At 53.6% G+C, this 17968-nt stretch carries 10 protein-coding genes, 1 tRNA gene and 6 pseudogenes; 5 read left to right on the forward strand and 12 right to left on the reverse strand.

The window, feature by feature from the left end:
* Positions 1-175 precede the first annotated feature (175 nt).
* The 4 genes and pseudogenes from ACTBDZ_RS07235 to lptF form a co-directional block, all read right to left on the reverse strand.
* Positions 176-1455 (reverse strand): annotated as a pseudogene (locus ACTBDZ_RS07235) (tyrosine-type recombinase/integrase).
* Positions 1456-1655: 200 nt separating this feature from the next.
* Positions 1656-1740, reverse strand: a tRNA-Leu gene (locus ACTBDZ_RS07240).
* A 154-nt stretch (positions 1741-1894) separates the two neighbouring features.
* On the reverse strand, positions 1895-2971 hold the full coding sequence (gene lptG, locus ACTBDZ_RS07245) for an LPS export ABC transporter permease LptG (protein WP_264643916.1): 1077 nt from the start codon (positions 2969-2971) through the stop codon (positions 1895-1897).
* Complete coding sequence (gene lptF, locus ACTBDZ_RS07250) at positions 2971-4071, reverse strand: LPS export ABC transporter permease LptF (protein WP_438814817.1); 1101 nt, start codon at positions 4069-4071, stop codon at positions 2971-2973. Before lptF ends, lptG begins: the two co-directional genes overlap by 1 nt.
* A gap of 281 nt (positions 4072-4352) precedes the next feature.
* Between lptF and pepA the strand changes: the two genes are divergently transcribed.
* The 3 genes from pepA (at position 4353) to ACTBDZ_RS07265 (ending at position 9385) form a co-directional block, all read left to right on the forward strand.
* On the forward strand, positions 4353-5864 hold the full coding sequence (gene pepA / locus ACTBDZ_RS07255) for a leucyl aminopeptidase (RefSeq protein ID WP_438814818.1): 1512 nt from the start codon (positions 4353-4355) through the stop codon (positions 5862-5864).
* Positions 5865-6067: 203 nt separating this feature from the next.
* Positions 6068-6517 (forward strand): DNA polymerase III subunit chi, encoded by a 450-nt coding sequence (locus ACTBDZ_RS07260; RefSeq protein WP_438814819.1) that lies wholly within the window; start codon positions 6068-6070, stop codon positions 6515-6517.
* Between the two features lie 12 nt (positions 6518-6529).
* Complete coding sequence (locus ACTBDZ_RS07265) at positions 6530-9385, forward strand: valine--tRNA ligase (protein WP_438814820.1); 2856 nt, start codon at positions 6530-6532, stop codon at positions 9383-9385.
* A gap of 131 nt (positions 9386-9516) precedes the next feature.
* Here ACTBDZ_RS07265 and ACTBDZ_RS07270 read toward each other — a convergent pair.
* The 4 genes and pseudogenes from ACTBDZ_RS07270 to ACTBDZ_RS07285 form a co-directional block, all read right to left on the reverse strand.
* Positions 9517-10585 (reverse strand): annotated as a pseudogene (locus tag ACTBDZ_RS07270) (M48 family metallopeptidase).
* Positions 10586-10694: 109 nt separating this feature from the next.
* A complete protein-coding gene (locus ACTBDZ_RS07275; protein ID WP_438814821.1) occupies positions 10695-11342 on the reverse strand; it encodes a DUF898 family protein in 648 nt (215 codons plus the stop codon).
* Positions 11343-11359: 17 nt separating this feature from the next.
* Positions 11360-12166, reverse strand: a pseudogene (locus ACTBDZ_RS07280) (Tar ligand binding domain-containing protein); the annotation flags it as partial.
* A gap of 84 nt (positions 12167-12250) precedes the next feature.
* A pseudogene (locus tag ACTBDZ_RS07285) lies at positions 12251-13310 on the reverse strand (alpha/beta fold hydrolase).
* 378 nt (positions 13311-13688) lie between these two features.
* Here ACTBDZ_RS07285 and ACTBDZ_RS07290 point away from each other — a divergent pair.
* The gene (locus ACTBDZ_RS07290; RefSeq protein ID WP_438814822.1) at positions 13689-14192 is read left to right on the forward strand and encodes a GNAT family N-acetyltransferase; all 504 of its coding nucleotides are present in this window, start codon (positions 13689-13691) and stop codon (positions 14190-14192) included.
* Between the two features lie 48 nt (positions 14193-14240).
* Here the strand turns inward: ACTBDZ_RS07290 and rraB are convergent, their stop codons facing one another.
* On the reverse strand, positions 14241-14666 hold the full coding sequence (gene rraB, locus ACTBDZ_RS07295; protein ID WP_438814823.1) for a ribonuclease E inhibitor RraB: 426 nt from the start codon (positions 14664-14666) through the stop codon (positions 14241-14243).
* A 163-nt stretch (positions 14667-14829) separates the two neighbouring features.
* Between rraB and argF the strand changes: the two genes are divergently transcribed.
* Positions 14830-15837 carry an ornithine carbamoyltransferase gene (gene argF, locus ACTBDZ_RS07300; protein WP_438814824.1) on the forward strand — a complete coding sequence of 336 codons (1008 nt, stop codon included), beginning with the start codon at positions 14830-14832 and terminating at the stop codon, positions 15835-15837.
* A gap of 21 nt (positions 15838-15858) precedes the next feature.
* Here the strand turns inward: argF and ACTBDZ_RS07305 are convergent.
* The 3 genes and pseudogenes from ACTBDZ_RS07305 to ACTBDZ_RS07315 all read right to left on the reverse strand — a co-directional run.
* Positions 15859-16866 (reverse strand): annotated as a pseudogene (locus ACTBDZ_RS07305) (LacI family DNA-binding transcriptional regulator).
* A 241-nt stretch (positions 16867-17107) separates the two neighbouring features.
* Entirely contained in the window at positions 17108-17575 is a 468-nt protein-coding gene (locus ACTBDZ_RS07310) for a YhcH/YjgK/YiaL family protein (protein WP_438814825.1), read from the reverse strand.
* Positions 17576-17808: 233 nt separating this feature from the next.
* Positions 17809-17968 (reverse strand): annotated as a pseudogene (locus ACTBDZ_RS07315) (IS5/IS1182 family transposase); the annotation flags it as partial.

Here is a 17968-nt window from a genome sequence, read left to right on the forward strand (position 1 = left end):
TCAGTATTGGTGACAGACCACCACAAGTATCCAACCTCAATTCTGTTCACAAGACCATCGTTGATGTTCTCGGCGAGCGATACCGTCGAATTTATTCTTAAAGTAGGTGCGGAATGACGGATTTACACTAATCTCTATAAATTTTGACTTGGGTTCTCTTAATAATTTATATTTATCAATCGTAAAAAGACTGATTGTAAATCTTAGAATAATCAAATGGTGAAATCTGCTTCTCCCGATTCGCATCCAGATAATTCGCCCACCACCCACCACTGCAACATCAACCTTCACTCTCCGAGATTCTCAGCCTTATGAATATAAGCCGCCCTCATAGAGCTACGTTCTTGATGGCTCATCTGTCACTCCACCGCATCCCTCGACCACAATCCCGATTCAATCAAAAAACTACACTCCATTGTCCCGAAACCATGTCCACATACTTCCATTTTCGTATCATAGCTCATCACTCGTAAAGCTTTATTCACCGTGTTTTCACTAATGGGCTTTAGCGGATCGTGATCGCCAACGAAGATCAGGTCACGGTTCCCATTCATGCTTTTGATCTTTTCCAAAATAGCTAAGGCCTGATGCGATAAGGGAACAAGATGAGGTTTCCGCATCTTCGAACCACGTTGAGAATGTTTAACACCTTCCAGTGGCTCACGCTCTCCTAGAATAGTCCACATAGCCGTTTCAAAATCCACTTCTGGCCAGCGGGCAAAACGCAGTTCGCTTAAACGGATGAAAACCAACAAGGTAAGTTCGACAGCCAATCGAGTTAATGGTCTTTCAGAATAGTTATCAATACGATGAAGTAATTTAGGTATGCGGTTAAACTCCAGAGCAGCACGATGCTGTCTTTTCCCCGTAGCAACCGCACCGGCGATCTCTTGCGCGGGGCTGTAGTCAATTAAGCCGCTCTGCACGGCAAAACGCATAATCGCGGTAGTGCGTTGTCGTAAACGAGCAGCAACGTCTAGACGCCCTGATAACTCTACTGCTTTGATGGATACAAGCAGACCTCACGTCTTCTGTTCCGCAATGTTCCGCTTACCGATGGCAGCAAAGAGATTATCTTCCAGGCTTTTAAAGGCACGGGCACTATGCGATGCAGACCACTTTGGATTGCTGGCGTGCCAGTCTCTGGCGACCACTTCAAACGTTATCGCTTCCTGCTCTTGTTCTACCTTAACCGCTTTCTTGTTTTCACTGGGATCGGCGCCGTTAGATAACAGCTTACCGTGCTTCATCACGCCTTCCCCTGGCAGCCACCAACGAAACTTCGGGGTATTTCCCCAACGCCAACATCTTCTCTTTACCGCCAAAGCGATAACGTAGCCGTCAGTATTATGAGCCGTTAGGGTGAACCAGCAAAACCATGCCTTCGCCGTCAGTCAGCTTATAGGTTTTTGCTTCAGACCTAGCCAAACGATCCTTCACATCACTCAGAGCCATGATGAGTATCCTTTCAAGAGTTCAGTACGGGTATAAACATTATCGAACCAGGATATACCCGCAGTTGTACCCGCATCAGTAAGTTGATGTAGATTGAATCAGGTTGACTTAGGTTGAGTGAAAAAGCGAGGAAAACCTTGCGGATACTGGATTTTAAGCACAAAAAAAGCCACCCGAAGGTGACTTGATTTTCATACTAATGGTGCCGAAGGCCGGACTCGAACCGGCACGTCTTTCAACGGTTGATTTTGAATCAACTGCGTCTACCGATTTCGCCACTTCGGCACTGAAGTAGTATGCGGAAAACGAGGTGCATTATACCGTTTGAGATTGATGACACAACACTATTCCGCACTCTGGCGCGTTGAATGCTGAAAAAAACAGCGCCAGCACACTTTTTTGCGCATTTTCCCGGCACGCGGTGACGTGCCGGATGCACTCAGCGTCGTTTTAACAGCAGCAGCAGACTGATAACCATAAACAGCAGGCTCGGCACCAGCGCACCCAGCACCGGTGGTAAGCCATACACCAGGCTGAGCTGACCAAATACCTTGTCCAGCACGTAAAACAGGAAGCCAAAGCTGATACCGGTGACGATACGCACGCCCGCAGGCACATTGCGCAGTGGCCCAAAGATAAAGGAGAGCGCCATCAGCATCATCACCGCTACCGAAAGCGGGGCGAACGTCTTGTTCCACATGTTGAGCTTGTAACGGCCCGCTTCCTGCCCGCTCTGCTTCAGGTAGTTGATGTAATCGTACAGGCCGCGAATCGAGAGCGCATCCGGGTCCAGCGCCACCACGCCGAGTTTGTCCGGTGTCAGGGTGGTTTTCCACTCTCCGCTGATGGTCTGGCTGCCCGAAATCTGTTTGCCATCGCGCAGGTTAGATTCATCAACCTGAGAGAGTTGCCACAGCTTGGCATCGTCATCAAATTCCGCAGAGGCAGCGTAGCGCACGGAGAGCAGTTTTTGTTCCGGGTCGAACTGGTAGATATTCACGCCCGCCAGCTCTTTATCCCCCACCACGCGTTCAATATAGATAAAGTCGTTGCCGTCTTTCGCCCACAGCCCGTTCTGGGTCGAAAGCATCGAGCCGCCGTACATCATCTGCGAGCGGTAGTTGCGCGCCATCTGTTCACCGGCAGGTGAAATCCATTCGCCAATCGCCATGGTAAGCAACACCAACGGGATAGCGGTTTTCATCACCGCGCCGGCAATCTGTAAGCGGGTAAAACCAGAGGCCTGCATGACCACCAGTTCGCTGCGTGTCGCCAGCGTCCCCAGCCCCAGCAGCGCACCGAGCAGCGCCGCCATCGGGAAAAAGATTTCAATATCTTTTGGCACGCTCAGCAGGGTATAGAGGCCCGCGCCCAGTGCGGTATAGTCGCCGCGCCCTACTTTGCGCAACTGATCGACAAACTTGATGATGCCCGAGAGAGAAACCAGCATGAACAGCGTCATCATGATGGTGTTAAAGATAGTTTTGCCGATATAGCGATCCAGTACGCCAAACATCAGGCTGCTCCTTGTACTTTCACCCGCGCGCGCAACCGGCGCAGGGGCACGCTGTCCCAGACATTGAGCAGCAACGAAATCCCGATATAGGCCAGATTGGTCAGCCAGATCCACACCATCGGGTCAATTTTCCCCTTGCTGGCATTGGAACGCAGTGAACTTTGCAACAGGAAGAAAATCAGATAAAGCAGCATCGCGGGCAACATGCTCAGCACGCGCCCTTGGCGTGGGTTTACCGCACTAAGCGGCACCACAATAATCGCCATGATCAGCACCGAAAGCACCAGCGTAATGCGCCAATGAAACTCGGCACGCGCGGCATTCTCATCCGACTGCCACAGTTGGCTCATCGTCATCTGTTCTACGCCAGTGTTCTGGAGCGACACATTCTGGTGCCCGATAACTGCCTGATAGTTGGTGAAATCCGTGATACGGAAATCCCTCAGCATCGCGATGCCTTCGTAGCGGGAGCCCTTGTTGAGCGTCACCACCTGTGCGCCGTTTTGGTCAACGTCCACACGCCCACGGTCGGCAATCACCACCGAAGGACGCGCATTGCCGCTCGGGCGCAACTGAGCCAGAAACACATGCTCAAATTCCTGCCCTTTGACATCGCCGACAAACAGCACGGCATTGCCGCCCTGCGCCGATTGAAACTGCCCTTCCACCAGAGCCGCGACGCTCGGGTTGGCCTTGGCTTCTGCCATCACGATATCCTGATGGCGCGAAGACCACGGACTGACCCACAGCGCATTGATCATCGCCATCGCACCGGTCATCACCGCCAGAATAAAGGCAGCCTTGAGCAACACCGTTTTGCCCAGTCCACAGGCATACATTACGGTGATTTCGCTCTCGGTATACATGCAGCTGAACGTCATCAGCAGCCCTAAAAACAGGCTCAAGGGCAGAATGAGCTGCGCCATTTCAGGCACGCCCAGCCCCAGCAGGGAGAGCACTAAGTTTGTCGGGATTTCACCATCAACCGCCGCACCCAATATCCGCACCAGCTTCTGACAAAAGAAGATCAGTAACAGAATAAACAGGATGGCCAGTTGGCTCTTAAAGGTTTCCCGTACCAGATATCGAATGATGATCACGCTTAATTAAACCTGTGAAAACTTGTCTTTTTGCAGGAAAGTCGATAATTTCATCGCTAACTCGCCATTTATACGCATTTGTGGCAACCTTTGTCGCTATGATGCATTACAGCATACCGCGCACCCGGCGTTGTATCAGAACCTGCTTATCATCACCAAAACAGATTCGCCGCGCCGTTAAGATTAACACAGGTTAGGTAAGTGTAACGGCGGGAAAGTATTACGGAGTGTCACATTCTAGCCATTGGCCCCGTCTTTGTCTTTAAGATTCAGGAGAGTACATGGAGTTCAGTGTAAAAAGCGGTAGCCCGGAAAAACAACGCAGTGCCTGCATTGTCGTCGGCGTGTTTGAACCTCGCCGCCTGTCCCCTATTGCCGAACAATTGGACAAAATCAGCGACGGTTATATCAGCGCACTCCTGCGCCGCGGCGAGTTGGAAGGCAAAGTGGGGCAATCCCTGCTGTTGCACTACGTGCCGAACATTCTGTCAGAACGTATTCTGCTGATTGGCTGCGGGAAAGAGCGTGAACTGGATGAGCGTCAATACAAGCAAATCATCCAAAAAACCATCAATGCGCTGAATGACACCGGCTCAATGGAAGCCGTTTGCTTCCTGACCGAGCTGCATGTCAAAGGACGCAACACCTACTGGAAAGTGCGTCAGGCGGTGGAGACAGCAAAAGAGACGCTCTACACCTTCGATCAGTTGAAAAGCAACAAGGTTGAACTGCGCCGTCCGTTGCGCAAACTGGTGTTCAATGTGCCAACGCGCCGTGAACTCACCAGCGGCGAGCGCGCCATCCAGCACGGACTCGCCATTGCCGCAGGTATCAAGGCCGCGAAAGATCTCGGCAACATGCCGCCGAATATCTGTAACGCGGGCTATCTGGCCTCCCAGGCACGTCAACTGGCGGACACCTACAGCCCGAACATCGTGACGCGTGTGATTGGCGAACAGCAGATGAAAGAGCTGGGCATGAACGCCTATCTGGCCGTTGGACAAGGCTCGCAAAATGAATCGCTGATGTCGGTGATTGAGTACAAAGGCGACCCGAATCCGGAAAATCGCCCTATCGTGCTGGTTGGCAAAGGCCTGACCTTTGACTCCGGTGGTATCTCGATCAAGCCCGCCGACAGCATGGATGAAATGAAATACGACATGTGCGGTGCCGCGACGGTATACGGCGTGATGCGCATGGCCGCCGAGCTGGCGCTGCCGCTGAATATTGTCGGAGTGTTGGCCGGCTGTGAAAACATGGTTGATGGCCGCGCCTATCGTCCGGGCGATGTGTTAACCACCATGTCGGGTCAAACGGTTGAAGTGCTGAATACCGATGCCGAAGGCCGTTTGGTGCTGTGCGATGCGCTGACCTATGTGGAACGCTACGAGCCGGAGCTGGTGATTGATATCGCCACCCTGACCGGTGCCTGTGTGATCGCGCTTGGTCATCACCTTACCGGGTTGATGTCGAACCATAACCCGCTGGCGCACGAACTGCTCGGAGCATCAGAGCAAGCGGGCGACCGCTCTTGGCGCTTGCCGATGGGAGATGAGTTTCAGGAGCAGTTGGAGTCGAACTTCGCCGATATGGCGAACATCGGCGGGCGTCCGGGCGGTGCCATTACCGCCGCATGCTTCCTGTCGCGCTTTACCCGCAAATACAACTGGGCGCATCTGGATATCGCGGGCACAGCCTGGCGTTCCGGTAAGGCCAAAGGGGCAACGGGCCGTCCGGTGGCCATGTTGTCGCAGTTCCTGCTTAATCGCGCCGGGTTAAATGACGTAGAATAAAAAGAGGCCGTTCTCTGTCGTCATCGGCAAAAGCCGGGGACCTCTTACAGGAAGCACGTGTTTCCTCTATGAGGGATTCCCGCCTACGCGGGAATGACGGTAAGTTCGCGAGAATGAGAATAAGTTTGTAGGAATGGCTCACAGAACAGACATTGTCAGCAACCCAGGGCCGGTTTATACCGCCCCCTCACCTACAGTAAACAATGAAAAACGCAACGTTCTACCTTCTCGAACACAGTGACGATGTCGATGGGCTTAGCGCCTGTGAGGCGCTGGCCTGCGAGCTGGCGGCGGAACGTTGGCGCAGCGGGCAGCGGGTGCTTATCGCCTGTGAAGACGAGCAGCAAGCGTTGCGACTGGACGATGCGCTGTGGCAGCGCGACGCCAGCGCCTTTGTGCCGCATAACCTTTCTGGCGAAGGCCCGCGACAGGGCGCGCCCGTCGAGCTGGCCTGGCCTCAGCGCCGGGGCAGCACCTCACGCGATGTGCTGATCAGCCTCCTGCCGCAGTTCGCAGATTTTGCCACCGCTTTCCATGAAGTGATAGACTTTGTCCCTCATGAAGAATCCCTGAAACCGTTGGCGCGCGATCGCTACAAAGCGTATCGCAGCGTCGGCTTTCAATTGACTACGGCGACGCCGCCAACGCACTGAATAGTAGACATAATGGATACCAAATATAACCCGAAAGATATCGAACAGCCGCTCTATGAGCGCTGGGAACAGCAAGGCTACTTTAAGCCAAACGGTGACACGAGCCAGGAAAGCTTCAGCATCATGATCCCGCCGCCGAATGTCACCGGCAGCTTGCATATGGGCCATGCGTTCCAGCAAACCATTATGGATACCCTGATTCGCTATCAGCGTATGCAAGGGAAAAACACGCTGTGGCAGGCGGGTACTGACCACGCAGGCATCGCCACGCAGATGGTGGTTGAGCGTAAAATCGCCGCCGAAGAGGGCAAAACGCGCCACGATTATGGTCGCGATGCCTTTATCGAAAAAATCTGGCAATGGAAAGCAGAGTCCGGCGGCACCATCACCCGCCAAATGCGTCGTCTGGGCAACTCGGTGGACTGGGAGCGCGAGCGCTTCACCATGGATGAAGGCCTGTCCAACGCGGTGAAAGAGGTATTCGTTCGTCTGTATAAGGAAGACCTGATCTACCGTGGCAAGCGCCTAGTGAACTGGGACCCGAAACTGCGCACCGCCATCTCCGATCTGGAAGTGGAAAACCGCGAGAGCAAAGGCTCAATGTGGCACTTGCGCTACCCGCTGGCCGATGGCGCAAAAACCGCTGATGGCAAAGACTATCTGGTGGTCGCCACCACGCGTCCGGAAACCGTGCTGGGGGATACCGGTGTTGCGGTCAATCCGGAAGATCCGCGTTACAAAGATCTGATCGGCAAGTTCCTGATCCTGCCGCTGGTGAATCGTCGTATTCCGATCGTCGCTGATGAACACGCAGACATGGAAAAAGGCACCGGCTGCGTGAAGATCACTCCGGCGCACGATTTTAACGACTATGAAGTCGGTAAACGTCACCAGTTGCCAATGATCAATATCCTGACGTTCGATGGTGACATCCGTCAGGAAGCCGAAGTGTTTGATACCAAAGGCGAAGCCAGCACGGTATACAGTAACGACATTTCTGATTTCCTGCGTGGTGTCGAGCGTTTTGCCGCTCGTAAAGCGGTGGTTGCCAAGCTCGATGAGCTGGGCTTGCTCGATGAGATCAAACCGCACGATCTGACTGTGCCCTACGGCGATCGCGGCGGCGTGGTCATCGAACCGATGCTGACCGACCAGTGGTACGTGCGCGCAGGCGCACTGGCGAAACCGGCGGTGGAAGCGGTGGAAGATAGCCGTATCCAGTTTGTGCCGAAGCAGTACGAGAATATGTATTTTAGCTGGATGCGTGACATTCAGGACTGGTGTATCTCGCGCCAATTATGGTGGGGCCACCGTATTCCTGCATGGTACGACAACAGTGGCAAGGTTTACGTAGGCCGTGATGAAGCGGAAGTGCGCCGCGACTATCAGCTCGCCGACACGGTTGAACTGCGCCAGGATGAAGACGTGCTGGACACCTGGTTCTCCTCCGGGCTGTGGACCTTCTCCACCCTCTGCTGGCCGGAACAGACGCCGGAGCTGAAAGCGTTCCATCCGAGCAGCGTGATAGTGAGCGGCTTCGACATCATCTTCTTCTGGATTGCGCGCATGATCATGCTGACCATGCACTTCGTGAAAGATGACGAAGGCAAGCCGCAGGTGCCGTTCCATACCGTCTACATGACCGGGCTTATCCGCGATGAAGAAGGGCAGAAGATGTCCAAGTCCAAAGGGAACGTGATCGACCCGCTGGATATGGTAGACGGCATCTCACTTGAGGCGCTGCTGGAAAAACGCACCGGCAATATGATGCAGCCGCAGTTGGCGGAGAAAATCCGCAAGCGCACCGAGAAACAGTTCCCGAACGGTATCGAACCGCACGGTACGGATGCCCTGCGCTTCACGCTGGCGGCACTGGCATCGACCGGTCGTGATATCAACTGGGACATGAAGCGTCTGGAAGGTTACCGCAACTTCTGTAACAAGCTGTGGAACGCCAGCCGTTTTGTGCTGATGAACACCGAAGGGCAAGATTGCGGTTTTAACGGCGGTGAGAAAGTGCTGTCACTGGCCGATCGCTGGATTCTGGCAGAATTCAACCGCACAGTGAAAGCCTTCCGCGACGCGCTGGACGGTTACCGCTTCGATATTGCCGCCGGTATCCTGTATGAGTTCACCTGGAACCAGTTCTGCGACTGGTATCTGGAGCTGGCTAAACCGGTGATAAACGGTGGCAGCGAGGCGGAGCTGCGCGGCACGCGCAACACGCTGGTTACCGTGTTGGAAGCGCTGCTGCGTCTGGCGCACCCGATCATTCCGTTCATTACCGAAACCATCTGGCAGCAGGTCAAAGTACTGAAAGGTGTTACCGGCGATACCATCATGCTGCAACCGTTCCCGACCTATGATGCCGCCGCAGAAGATGCGCAGGCGCTGGCCGATCTGGAATGGATCAAGCAGGCGATCACCGCCGTGCGTAATATTCGCGCCGAGATGAACATCGCGCCGGGCAAACCGCTCGATGTGCTGTTGCGTGATGCAACGCCGGAAACGCAACGTCGCGTGGAAGCGAACCGCAGCTTTATCCAAACCCTGGCGCGTCTGGCAAGCGTTCAACTGCTGCCTGCCGGTGAAAAAGGTCCGGTGGCGGTCACTTCCCTGCTGGACGGCGCGGAGTTGCTGATCCCGATGCTGGATCTGGTCGACAAAGACGCAGAGTTGGAGCGTTTAGCCAAGGAAGTTGCCAAGGTTGAAGCGGAAATCAACCGCATCGACAGCAAGCTCTCCAATGAAGGCTTTGTTGCGCGCGCACCGGAGGCGGTTATTGCCAAAGAGCGTGAAAAACGTGACGGCTATGCGGTAGCGAAAGCCAAACTGTTGGAACAGCAGGCCACCATTGCTGCGTTGTAATCCATAAGTATCTTGTGCGAATAAAAAGCCCGGACCGCCAAGTCCGGGCTTGAGGTTGCTGACAAACGGCCCTACTCCCACCGTCATTCCCGCGAAGGCGGGAATCTCTTGCCGAAGAAACGCGTTTATTCTCACAGAGATCCCCGGCTTTCGCCGAGGATGACAGAGGGGTCTTGTGCCTTGATGGCGTCAAGACGCTGTTGCATATCAGGGTGAGTACTGAGCCAATCCGGCATAACGCGCCCAATGTGATGCTCTTTTTCTGATGCCGCCATCAATTGCTGATAGATGTCCTGCATCGCCTGAAGCGAACGCCCCTGCCGCTGCATTTCCGCTATCGCCCACGCATCGGCTTCACGCTCCATGTCACGAGAGAATTGCAGCTCATTCACGAAGGCTGCGGACTGTAGCAGGGTATCCCCCACGCCGCTGACATCACTGGTGATCCACATAAACGTCAATGATACCAATGAGGAACGCACCAGCATGCGCATTGGGTGACGGTAAGCATGGTGCCCCATTTCATGCAGCATCACAGCAACCAGACCATCATCGTGGCGCGACAGCTTAACCAGCTCATCGCTGACGATCAGCGTGCCATCTGCCAGCATAAACGCATTTGGGCCAATGCCCGGCGCACTCATCAGGCGCAGGCGCAGCGGGGTGCGCGCCTGACGCATTTCCGGCGGTTGCGCCTGCTCAAACAAGCGCTGCAACGCTTGCTGCCGCGCTTCAGGAAGGGTTGAAGGCGCTAGCTCGGTTCGCTCCAGCAAAGCAAGCGTATGCTCACCGAGCTGCTGCTCCACGGCGGTGGGGATATGCAACGCGACTGTGGCACTCAGCCAGGGCAGAACCACATACACATAGCTCAGCTCCACCAACACCGTCGCCAGCAGGGCAAACAGCGCGCCCCGTTTGTACTTCTCCAGCCGATACACCAGGCCAGGAGACTTATGCTGCGCAACCCAGGCACGAAACACGGCATCATCAGCAGGACGAAAGCGCCCGCCATCAGGGAAGGTCAACGTCAGCGGTATCGACCCTAACGCTTGCGAGACCTCAACGTGTGCTAGCATAAACGCCTGTGAAGCCGCGTCGTGGCGCGCCAGTACCAACAGAGGCATCCAGCTCGCCAAGCGTCACGCGTGCCGCCTCCTGTGCGGCACGCCCCGGATACTGATAGTATCCCTCGATAATCATCAGGTCGCCTTAGATGCCCACGTTAAGATCCAGCGCGCTGATAGCCTCTTCCGCCACCGCCGAACGCGCGGTATCACTGTGCGCCTGCACATTGTCACTGAGCGTGGTATTACCAAAGATAATAGTTGCGTTCCGCCACCACGATATAGCACTTGGCAACCAAACCGCCAATAATCAACGACACATACGCCGCGATCAGTTTGAAGATGCCTTCATAGGGTGACGTGTAGTCCACGCGATGCGTGATATGTCCACCCGTTTGTACATATTCCATGACTGAAAGCAGTACAGCCCCTGAAAACCACAGCGTCCATATCAGGAAGGGAAGAAAAGCCAGCAGGCTGCAAAAAGCAATTTTAATAAATGTCGCTTTACTGATTGCTGCATTAAATGCCGCGGTGCCAAACCGCAGGTTATTCACATAAAGATCGGCAATCATATACTTCATCACGCCACCCAGCGCAATCAACGCGGGGATGTAAAGCAGTGCAACCACAATTAGCGGGGTCGCATTGCTGATAAAGGAAGAAAAACTGCCGACAGTGGTCATTAACAGCACCAGCACCGCTACCATTAATAACGGAACCGCCAAAAACGTCCAATAGCCACGTTTTACGCTGTCCAAATAGTTAAAACGCACGCCGCGATAACTGGTCATAATGGCGTTATAGCGCCAGTTCCGAATAATCAGCATCGGCAGCAGCGCGGTAAACACCAGCAATACCGCCAACCCGACCAAAGGTGCAAACAACAGCAAAATATACAGCAGTGCCAGCGCACCACGCGCACCATATTCTCCAACCCGTCACGCATACGCTGCGCGGCACCAAACAGCTGCGCGATCTCATTTTTGCCCTGCATTTCAAAACGAGCGCGCAGATCGCCTTGTGCAATGCGATCGAATACGCCAATGGCCTGATTCAATGGTTTGACGACCAGCTGCGTCATCACCAGCCAGGAGAGCAGCGCCAATACCAGCACCAGCGTAATCGCTACCGTCAGCATAATCTCCATGCGGTTAATGCTGGCGTTGGAGGCGATGTAGGCATCGTCGATGTTCTGACGCTTAAACTGCACCAGTTTCTTGGAAGCGGCATCAAAATCGGCATAGAGTGTGGTGGATTTACACGCGCGCTGGCGATATTCATCCAGATTTCCCGCTTCCAGCGCGGCAAGCGCCGGGGTGATAAAGGTGGTCATCAAGGTTTCACGCTTGCTGGCCATCTCGGCGAAAATCGCTTTCTCTTGCTCCGCCTGCGGATAGGTCAAATACTCCTGCCATTTTTCATTGGCACCGTCGATTTTCCCTTTGGCGCGTTTTAATGCCACCGTTGCCGCATCCTGCGAACCGTTGCTCATCAGCGATTCATACAAGCGCAGATCGAGACGCGCGCGCAGCAGTAATTCCGAACTTTCATTCAATGCGACCAGGCCGGGCAACACCTCTTTATCCACTCTGGCGAAGGAGTGATTCCCTGATTGGGCAGCAAACAGCCCCAGCATTCCGACAAACAGCAACAGCGCTGTCAACGATAAGACCATGATGCTGAGCGTCGTGCGGATCTTTATCTTACGAAACATACATCGTCCCTAGTGATTGGTCATCAAGAGCAAGCCAGACAGACGCTTCATCGTGGAGGCGCCTGCTCGGAAGAAAAACCGCAGTTATTTATGGGAAGAGACTTTCGCCAGGAATTCACCCAGCGCAGTGCGATAGAAACGGGCGGACATCATGGTTCCGTGGCCACTGGTTTCCGCACTAGCCGGAATCAAGAACAGTGATGCCTGTTTGACCTTCTTCAACGCCGGTTCCAGCGATCCAATTTCCACCGGATTACGTTCATCATGCAGAGTTAATCACCAGCATTGGTGCCTTGATGCGTTCCAAACCGGGCATCGCGTTGTAATCCGCAGAGGAATTCCAGATATAGATGAAGTCATTGGCATCACTGGTCACAGGAGCCGCCAATCGCGCATCCACCATCTTATCCGCCAGCTCACGCGTTGGTGCTTTACTCTGGTAAGCGAGGGTGCCGCCCGTTGTGGCGATACTGAACATGATATTGGCGGTCTGCAATGCCGGTGGCTGAGTCTGATAATCACCGTTTTTCCAGGCCGGATCGCGTTTGATGGATTCGATCAACATGCGGCGCAGCATCCAGTTACGACCTGACAGCGCATTCGGTTGTGATGCCATCGGCACCAGCGCATCCATCATGTCCGGGTATTTTTGCCCCCACAGCCAGGTGTGCATTCCCCCCATGGAGTAGCCCATAACCAGACGCAATTGTTTGATACAAAACGCTTCCTTCACCAGTCGATATTGTGCCAGCACCATATCATCGTAGTTATATTGCGGAAATTGCGTGCGCAAACCGTCAGAAGGTTTGGAGGATTTTCCCGATCCGATACTTTCGGGAATGATAATAAAGTGTTTCGTCACATCCAGCGGTTGGCCCGGCCCAAACAGCTTGCCGCCAAATCCGTTCGCCAGCAGTGCGCTCACCGGCTGGTTGGTGCCGTGCAGCAACAGCACCGCAGGCTTACTGCGGTCACCCAACGTGTAATAGTGCAGACGGAGGTCGCTACGCGTTTCACCGGTATGAAAACGGAACTCGGCAGGCCGCCAGTCGCCTTCCTGAGGCTGCAAGGGTTGTGCGTAAGCGAGAGGAGATAAAAACAGTAAAAACAGGCTAATCCAGCCTGACAACATGCGATGGGCCATACTACTCGTCATCCATAAGGGTAAATGGATTTCAATAATAATGTGTCCCAGGTCACATCCCAATATAGATTGCAGACTAACCATTAAATAACAAAAACATATTGTCATAAGGTAAATTTCTGGCGCATCCTACATAATCAGCTAATAATCATCACGTTATGATTAAATAACGTGCAAAACGGCCATATCCGTACGATAACTGTACCTAATCCATTAGACAAGAAAAAATGAGCGGACAAAAAATCAACATAAGGGATTGAATCGTGGTGAGGCTGCGCGTGGCCAACGCCTGTTAATCCGGTATTGCACAAAAACCCCGTTCAATGCTATTACAGCGTAAGAAAATGTAATTAGCCCCTATCAGTAAGAGTAAGCACCATGACTATCGCCCTTTCCCTTTCTTTGCGGATGCGCCCCATTACCGCACAGGACAATGCTGCCATTGCGGCAGTGATCCGTCGTGTGTCTGCGGAATTTGGCCTGACGGCAGATAAGGGATATACCGTTTCTGACCCCAACCTGGATAACCTGTTTCAGTTGTATAATCAGCCGAATAGCGCTTATTGGGTCATTGAATACGACGGCGAAGTGGTCGGCGGAGGCGGTATCGCTCCCTTACAGGAGGGGGAAGCGGACGTGTGTGAACTGCAAAAGATGTACTTTTTGCCAGTCTTGCGTGGTAAAGGGTTGGCGCGCCAACTGGCGCTGCAAGCGCTCGATTTCGCCCGCCAGAAAGGATTCCGGCGCTGCTATCTGGAAACCACCAGCACATTGGCGCAGGCGATTGCGCTGTATCGCAAACTGGGGTTTGAACACATTCCGCACGCGATGGGCAACACTGGCCACGGAGACTGTGAAGTCACCATGCTCAAGCAACTCTAAAACAGCATGCCGAAGGTCACTTCGGCATGCCCGTGATGCCCTGAGGCATTAATGACGTTTGCCGTCATCGTCCTCATCATAAAAATCGTCGTCTTCACCTTCTTCGCCGTCTTCACCATCTGGATCTTCGAAGTAGGTGCCCCACCCGTCGTAATTGACGTTGTGACGTGCAGCCAGTTCGATTAACTGCTCGACCTGCTCATCAATCAGTTCAGCATTGAGTGCTACTTCGCTGATGGCATCGCAACACATCAGCAGTTTGCCCTCTTCCACTTCCAACTCTTCCGCATCCGTCACTTCATAGCCCATTTTAAAGGCATCAACAGCGACCTTTTCCAACGCGTCGAAGTTTTCCGCCGAAAAGTGGTGTTCGATAGTGTACGGTGCGTCCGGATCGCTACCATCATCCAGCAGTTCTTCGATGATCAGGCGCGTTTCTTCCCGTTGTTCGTCCAGTAAATCGCGGTTTGCCATGTGTCTGTCCCTCGTTAATCTCTACGTTATTTCCGTATTCTCCCACACCCCCGATGCCCTCTCCACCATAAAGTTTGATGTCACCCCTTGAAATTGAATAATTACACATATAAAGTGAATTTTAATTCAACCAATAGCGTTGAGCCACATGGAGATAACTACAATGAACTCGTTTCACCAGCGTCATTTCTTAAGATTAATGGATTTTTCCCCGGCTGAGATCGGCGCACTGTTAACCTTATCTGCCCAACTGAAAGTCGACAAAAAGAACTGCACAGAAAAACGCTACCTGCAAAATAAAAATATCGCACTCATCTTCGAAAAAGATTCGACCCGCACTCGTTGCTCTTTCGAAGTTGCTGCATACGATCAGGGAGAACGCGTCACATATCTCGGCCCGAGCGGCAGCCAGATCGGCCATAAAGAGTCGATGAAGGATACCGCCCGCGTACTGGGCAGAATTTATGATGGCATCCAATACCGTGGTTACGGTCAGGCACTGGTGGAAACGCTGGCGGAGTACGCCGGTGTACCGGTATGGAATGGGCTGACCAACGAATTCCACCCCACACAGCTGCTGGCGGATTTACTGACCATGCAGGAGCATCTGCCTGAGCGCGCTTTCAACGACATGACGCTGGTCTACGCAGGCGATGCGTGCAACAACATGGGTAATACCATGCTGGAAGCCGCTGCGTTGACCGGTTTGGATCTGCGTCTGGTCGCCCCCAAAGCCTGCTGGCCCGATGCCAACCTGGTGGCCGAATGCCGTACTGCTGCCGAGCTGACTGGCGAAAAAATCACGCTGACAGAAGATATCGCCGCAGGCGTGGCCGGTGCGGATTTCATCTACACCGATGTATGGGTTTCCATGGGAGAGGCCAAAGAGGTGTGGCAGGAGCGGATTGCGCTGCTAAAACCCTATCAGGTCAATATGGCGATGCTCGCCGCCACCGGTAACCCGCAGGTGAAATTCTTGCACTGCCTGCCCGCGTTCCATGACGATCAAACCACCATCGGCAAGCAGATGGCCGAGCAGTATGGTTTGCACGGCGGCATGGAAGTGACCGACGAGGTGTTTGAATCGGCGCACAGCATTGTGTTCGATCAGGCAGAAAACCGCATGCACACCATCAAAGCAGTGATGGTCGCCACGCTCGGCCAAGAGTAAAGGTCGCGCTGCGCGCCATGCTCAGCGCCTGGCAACGGACTCTCGGATAACCAAGCGTCCTTGATGGTGGCAAGGCGGTGTCGGCATGGCATCTCCTTGTGACGCAGCTACCAAACGACCAATGGCATCCTGAATCATGGCAGCAATCGGCACATGCACCGTGGTTAAGGCGGGAGAAAAGTAGCGCCCAATCAGCATGTCATCGAACCCCGCCAACGACATATCTTGCGGCACCCTCTTTCCGGCATCGAGAAACACCTTCGCTGCACCAATCGCCATATCGTCATTGGCCGCTAGCACACAGGTGACGTCCACATTGCGCGCCAGCAGCGTTTGGACGGCGCGATAGCCGCTCTCAGGCGTCCAGTCCCCCTCCAGACGTAGCGCCTCATCATGTGCGATACCCGCCGCTTTCAGCGTATCAAGGAATCCGGCAAGCCGCTGTTCACCAGACGGGGAGCCGGGCAGCCCGGCAATAAAAGCGATGCGCGTATGCCCCTGATCGAGCAGATATTGCGTCATCAGTTGGCTGCTGTGGTAGTGCTCGATATAGACCGCGTGATTCTGGTGATGGGGTAGCTTACGGTTAATCACGATGATCGGCGTCTCGTGCTGCTCGATCAGCGTTTCCAACTCCTCTGCCGATAAGAATTTGGGATACACAATAATGGCTTCGCAACGCAGTGCCAGCAGCATACCGATGGCATTGCGCTCATCCTGCGCACTGTTTTTGCCATCCGCCAGAATCAACTGGCGCTAATGCTTTTCACTGCATGACGCTGCCTGATAGGTCATTTCCGAAAAAAACGGTGCCTGATACAGAGAGTTGGTGATCACCAAACCAATCGAGTTGGTTTTGCGGGTGGCTAACTGGCGGGCAAGCAGGTTTGGACTGAATCCGGTTTCCTCGATGGCGCGAAACACGCGCTGCCGCATATCTTCACGTACCACGTTTTTGCCGTTAAGTACGCGAGATACCGTCGCTTTAGAGACGCCCGCCTTTTTCGCCACATCCTGTATCGTAACCATGTTAACTCCTTCCTTAGGGCGCGCGCAGTCACGGCGAGGCCATCATCAACTGTCAGCGAGGAGGCAGCACAACCGCGCTCCCCATCATTACGCGATAAGCACAAACCGCTGCATCGCTGAACGGGACGATATTAATATCTGTATAGGTGATTATGGATGAATGTATGAAGGAGGATCAATTATCCCGATGGCGCGCCGTGCGCGGCACCGAACGTCTTCGGCGTCGCGCGCGGTAGCAAGATTACAGCACCAGTGAAGCGTCGATCTTCACGACGGCTTTGCGCACGCGTGCAGGTTCACCCACGGCACACAGCGGCTTGTGCACTTCGCCCGGGAAGAAGACAACAAAATCACCCAGTTGCATGACAAAGGTTTTTTCCTGCTCACCGGCAGACAAAAATGCGATGTCTTTATCCGCCAACCAGTCCGTGTCAGGCGTACCCGCAGGCAGGTTGCTGAAGGTCACACCTTCAACGCCGTTGAGCACAATCTGAATATCCAGATATTTGGCATGGTATTCGGCGCGACGTTGTTCAAACGCTTCAGTGCTGTCATTGGAAACCAGCACAAACACGTTGTTGCCATCGACATCGTGCTTGCCCAGCGGAGTATCGACCGTAATGTTGGCTTTTACGTACTCGATCGCTTCGCGCAGTTTGGCAGGCAGATAAGGAACCAATTCAAGCTGGTGGATATTCCCGGTGATCATAGTAAGTCCTCTCGTGAAAAGTAACACGTCGTTTTAGCGAACTTTATACTCCGCCATAGGCATTCCCGCTAGTCTACAGTGGCAAAAGTGCTACCTATCCCCTTTATTTTCATTGGTCGAACGCGTAAGGTTTCCTCTAAGCAACCGATTGCTAACACCTAAAAATACGATTATTGCGCGGCTTTGTTGAATAAATCAGAACTTGTAACGACTGTGGCCCATCGGGTCGATTGTTACGTGATGCGAATACTGTTCGGCATTCCTAAAAGCGTGATCCGGTTAAGCGCTTTGACCATCGCCATGGCTTCACCCACCTGAGCATCGTAGTCACGCAGACTTAGATGACCACCCAGAAGCGTTTTGAACCGGAACATGGCCGTTTCAGCCACTGAG

Origin of the sequence: Symbiopectobacterium sp., assembly GCF_051710365.1 — a bacterium.
GTDB lineage: Bacteria > Pseudomonadota > Gammaproteobacteria > Enterobacterales > Enterobacteriaceae > Symbiopectobacterium.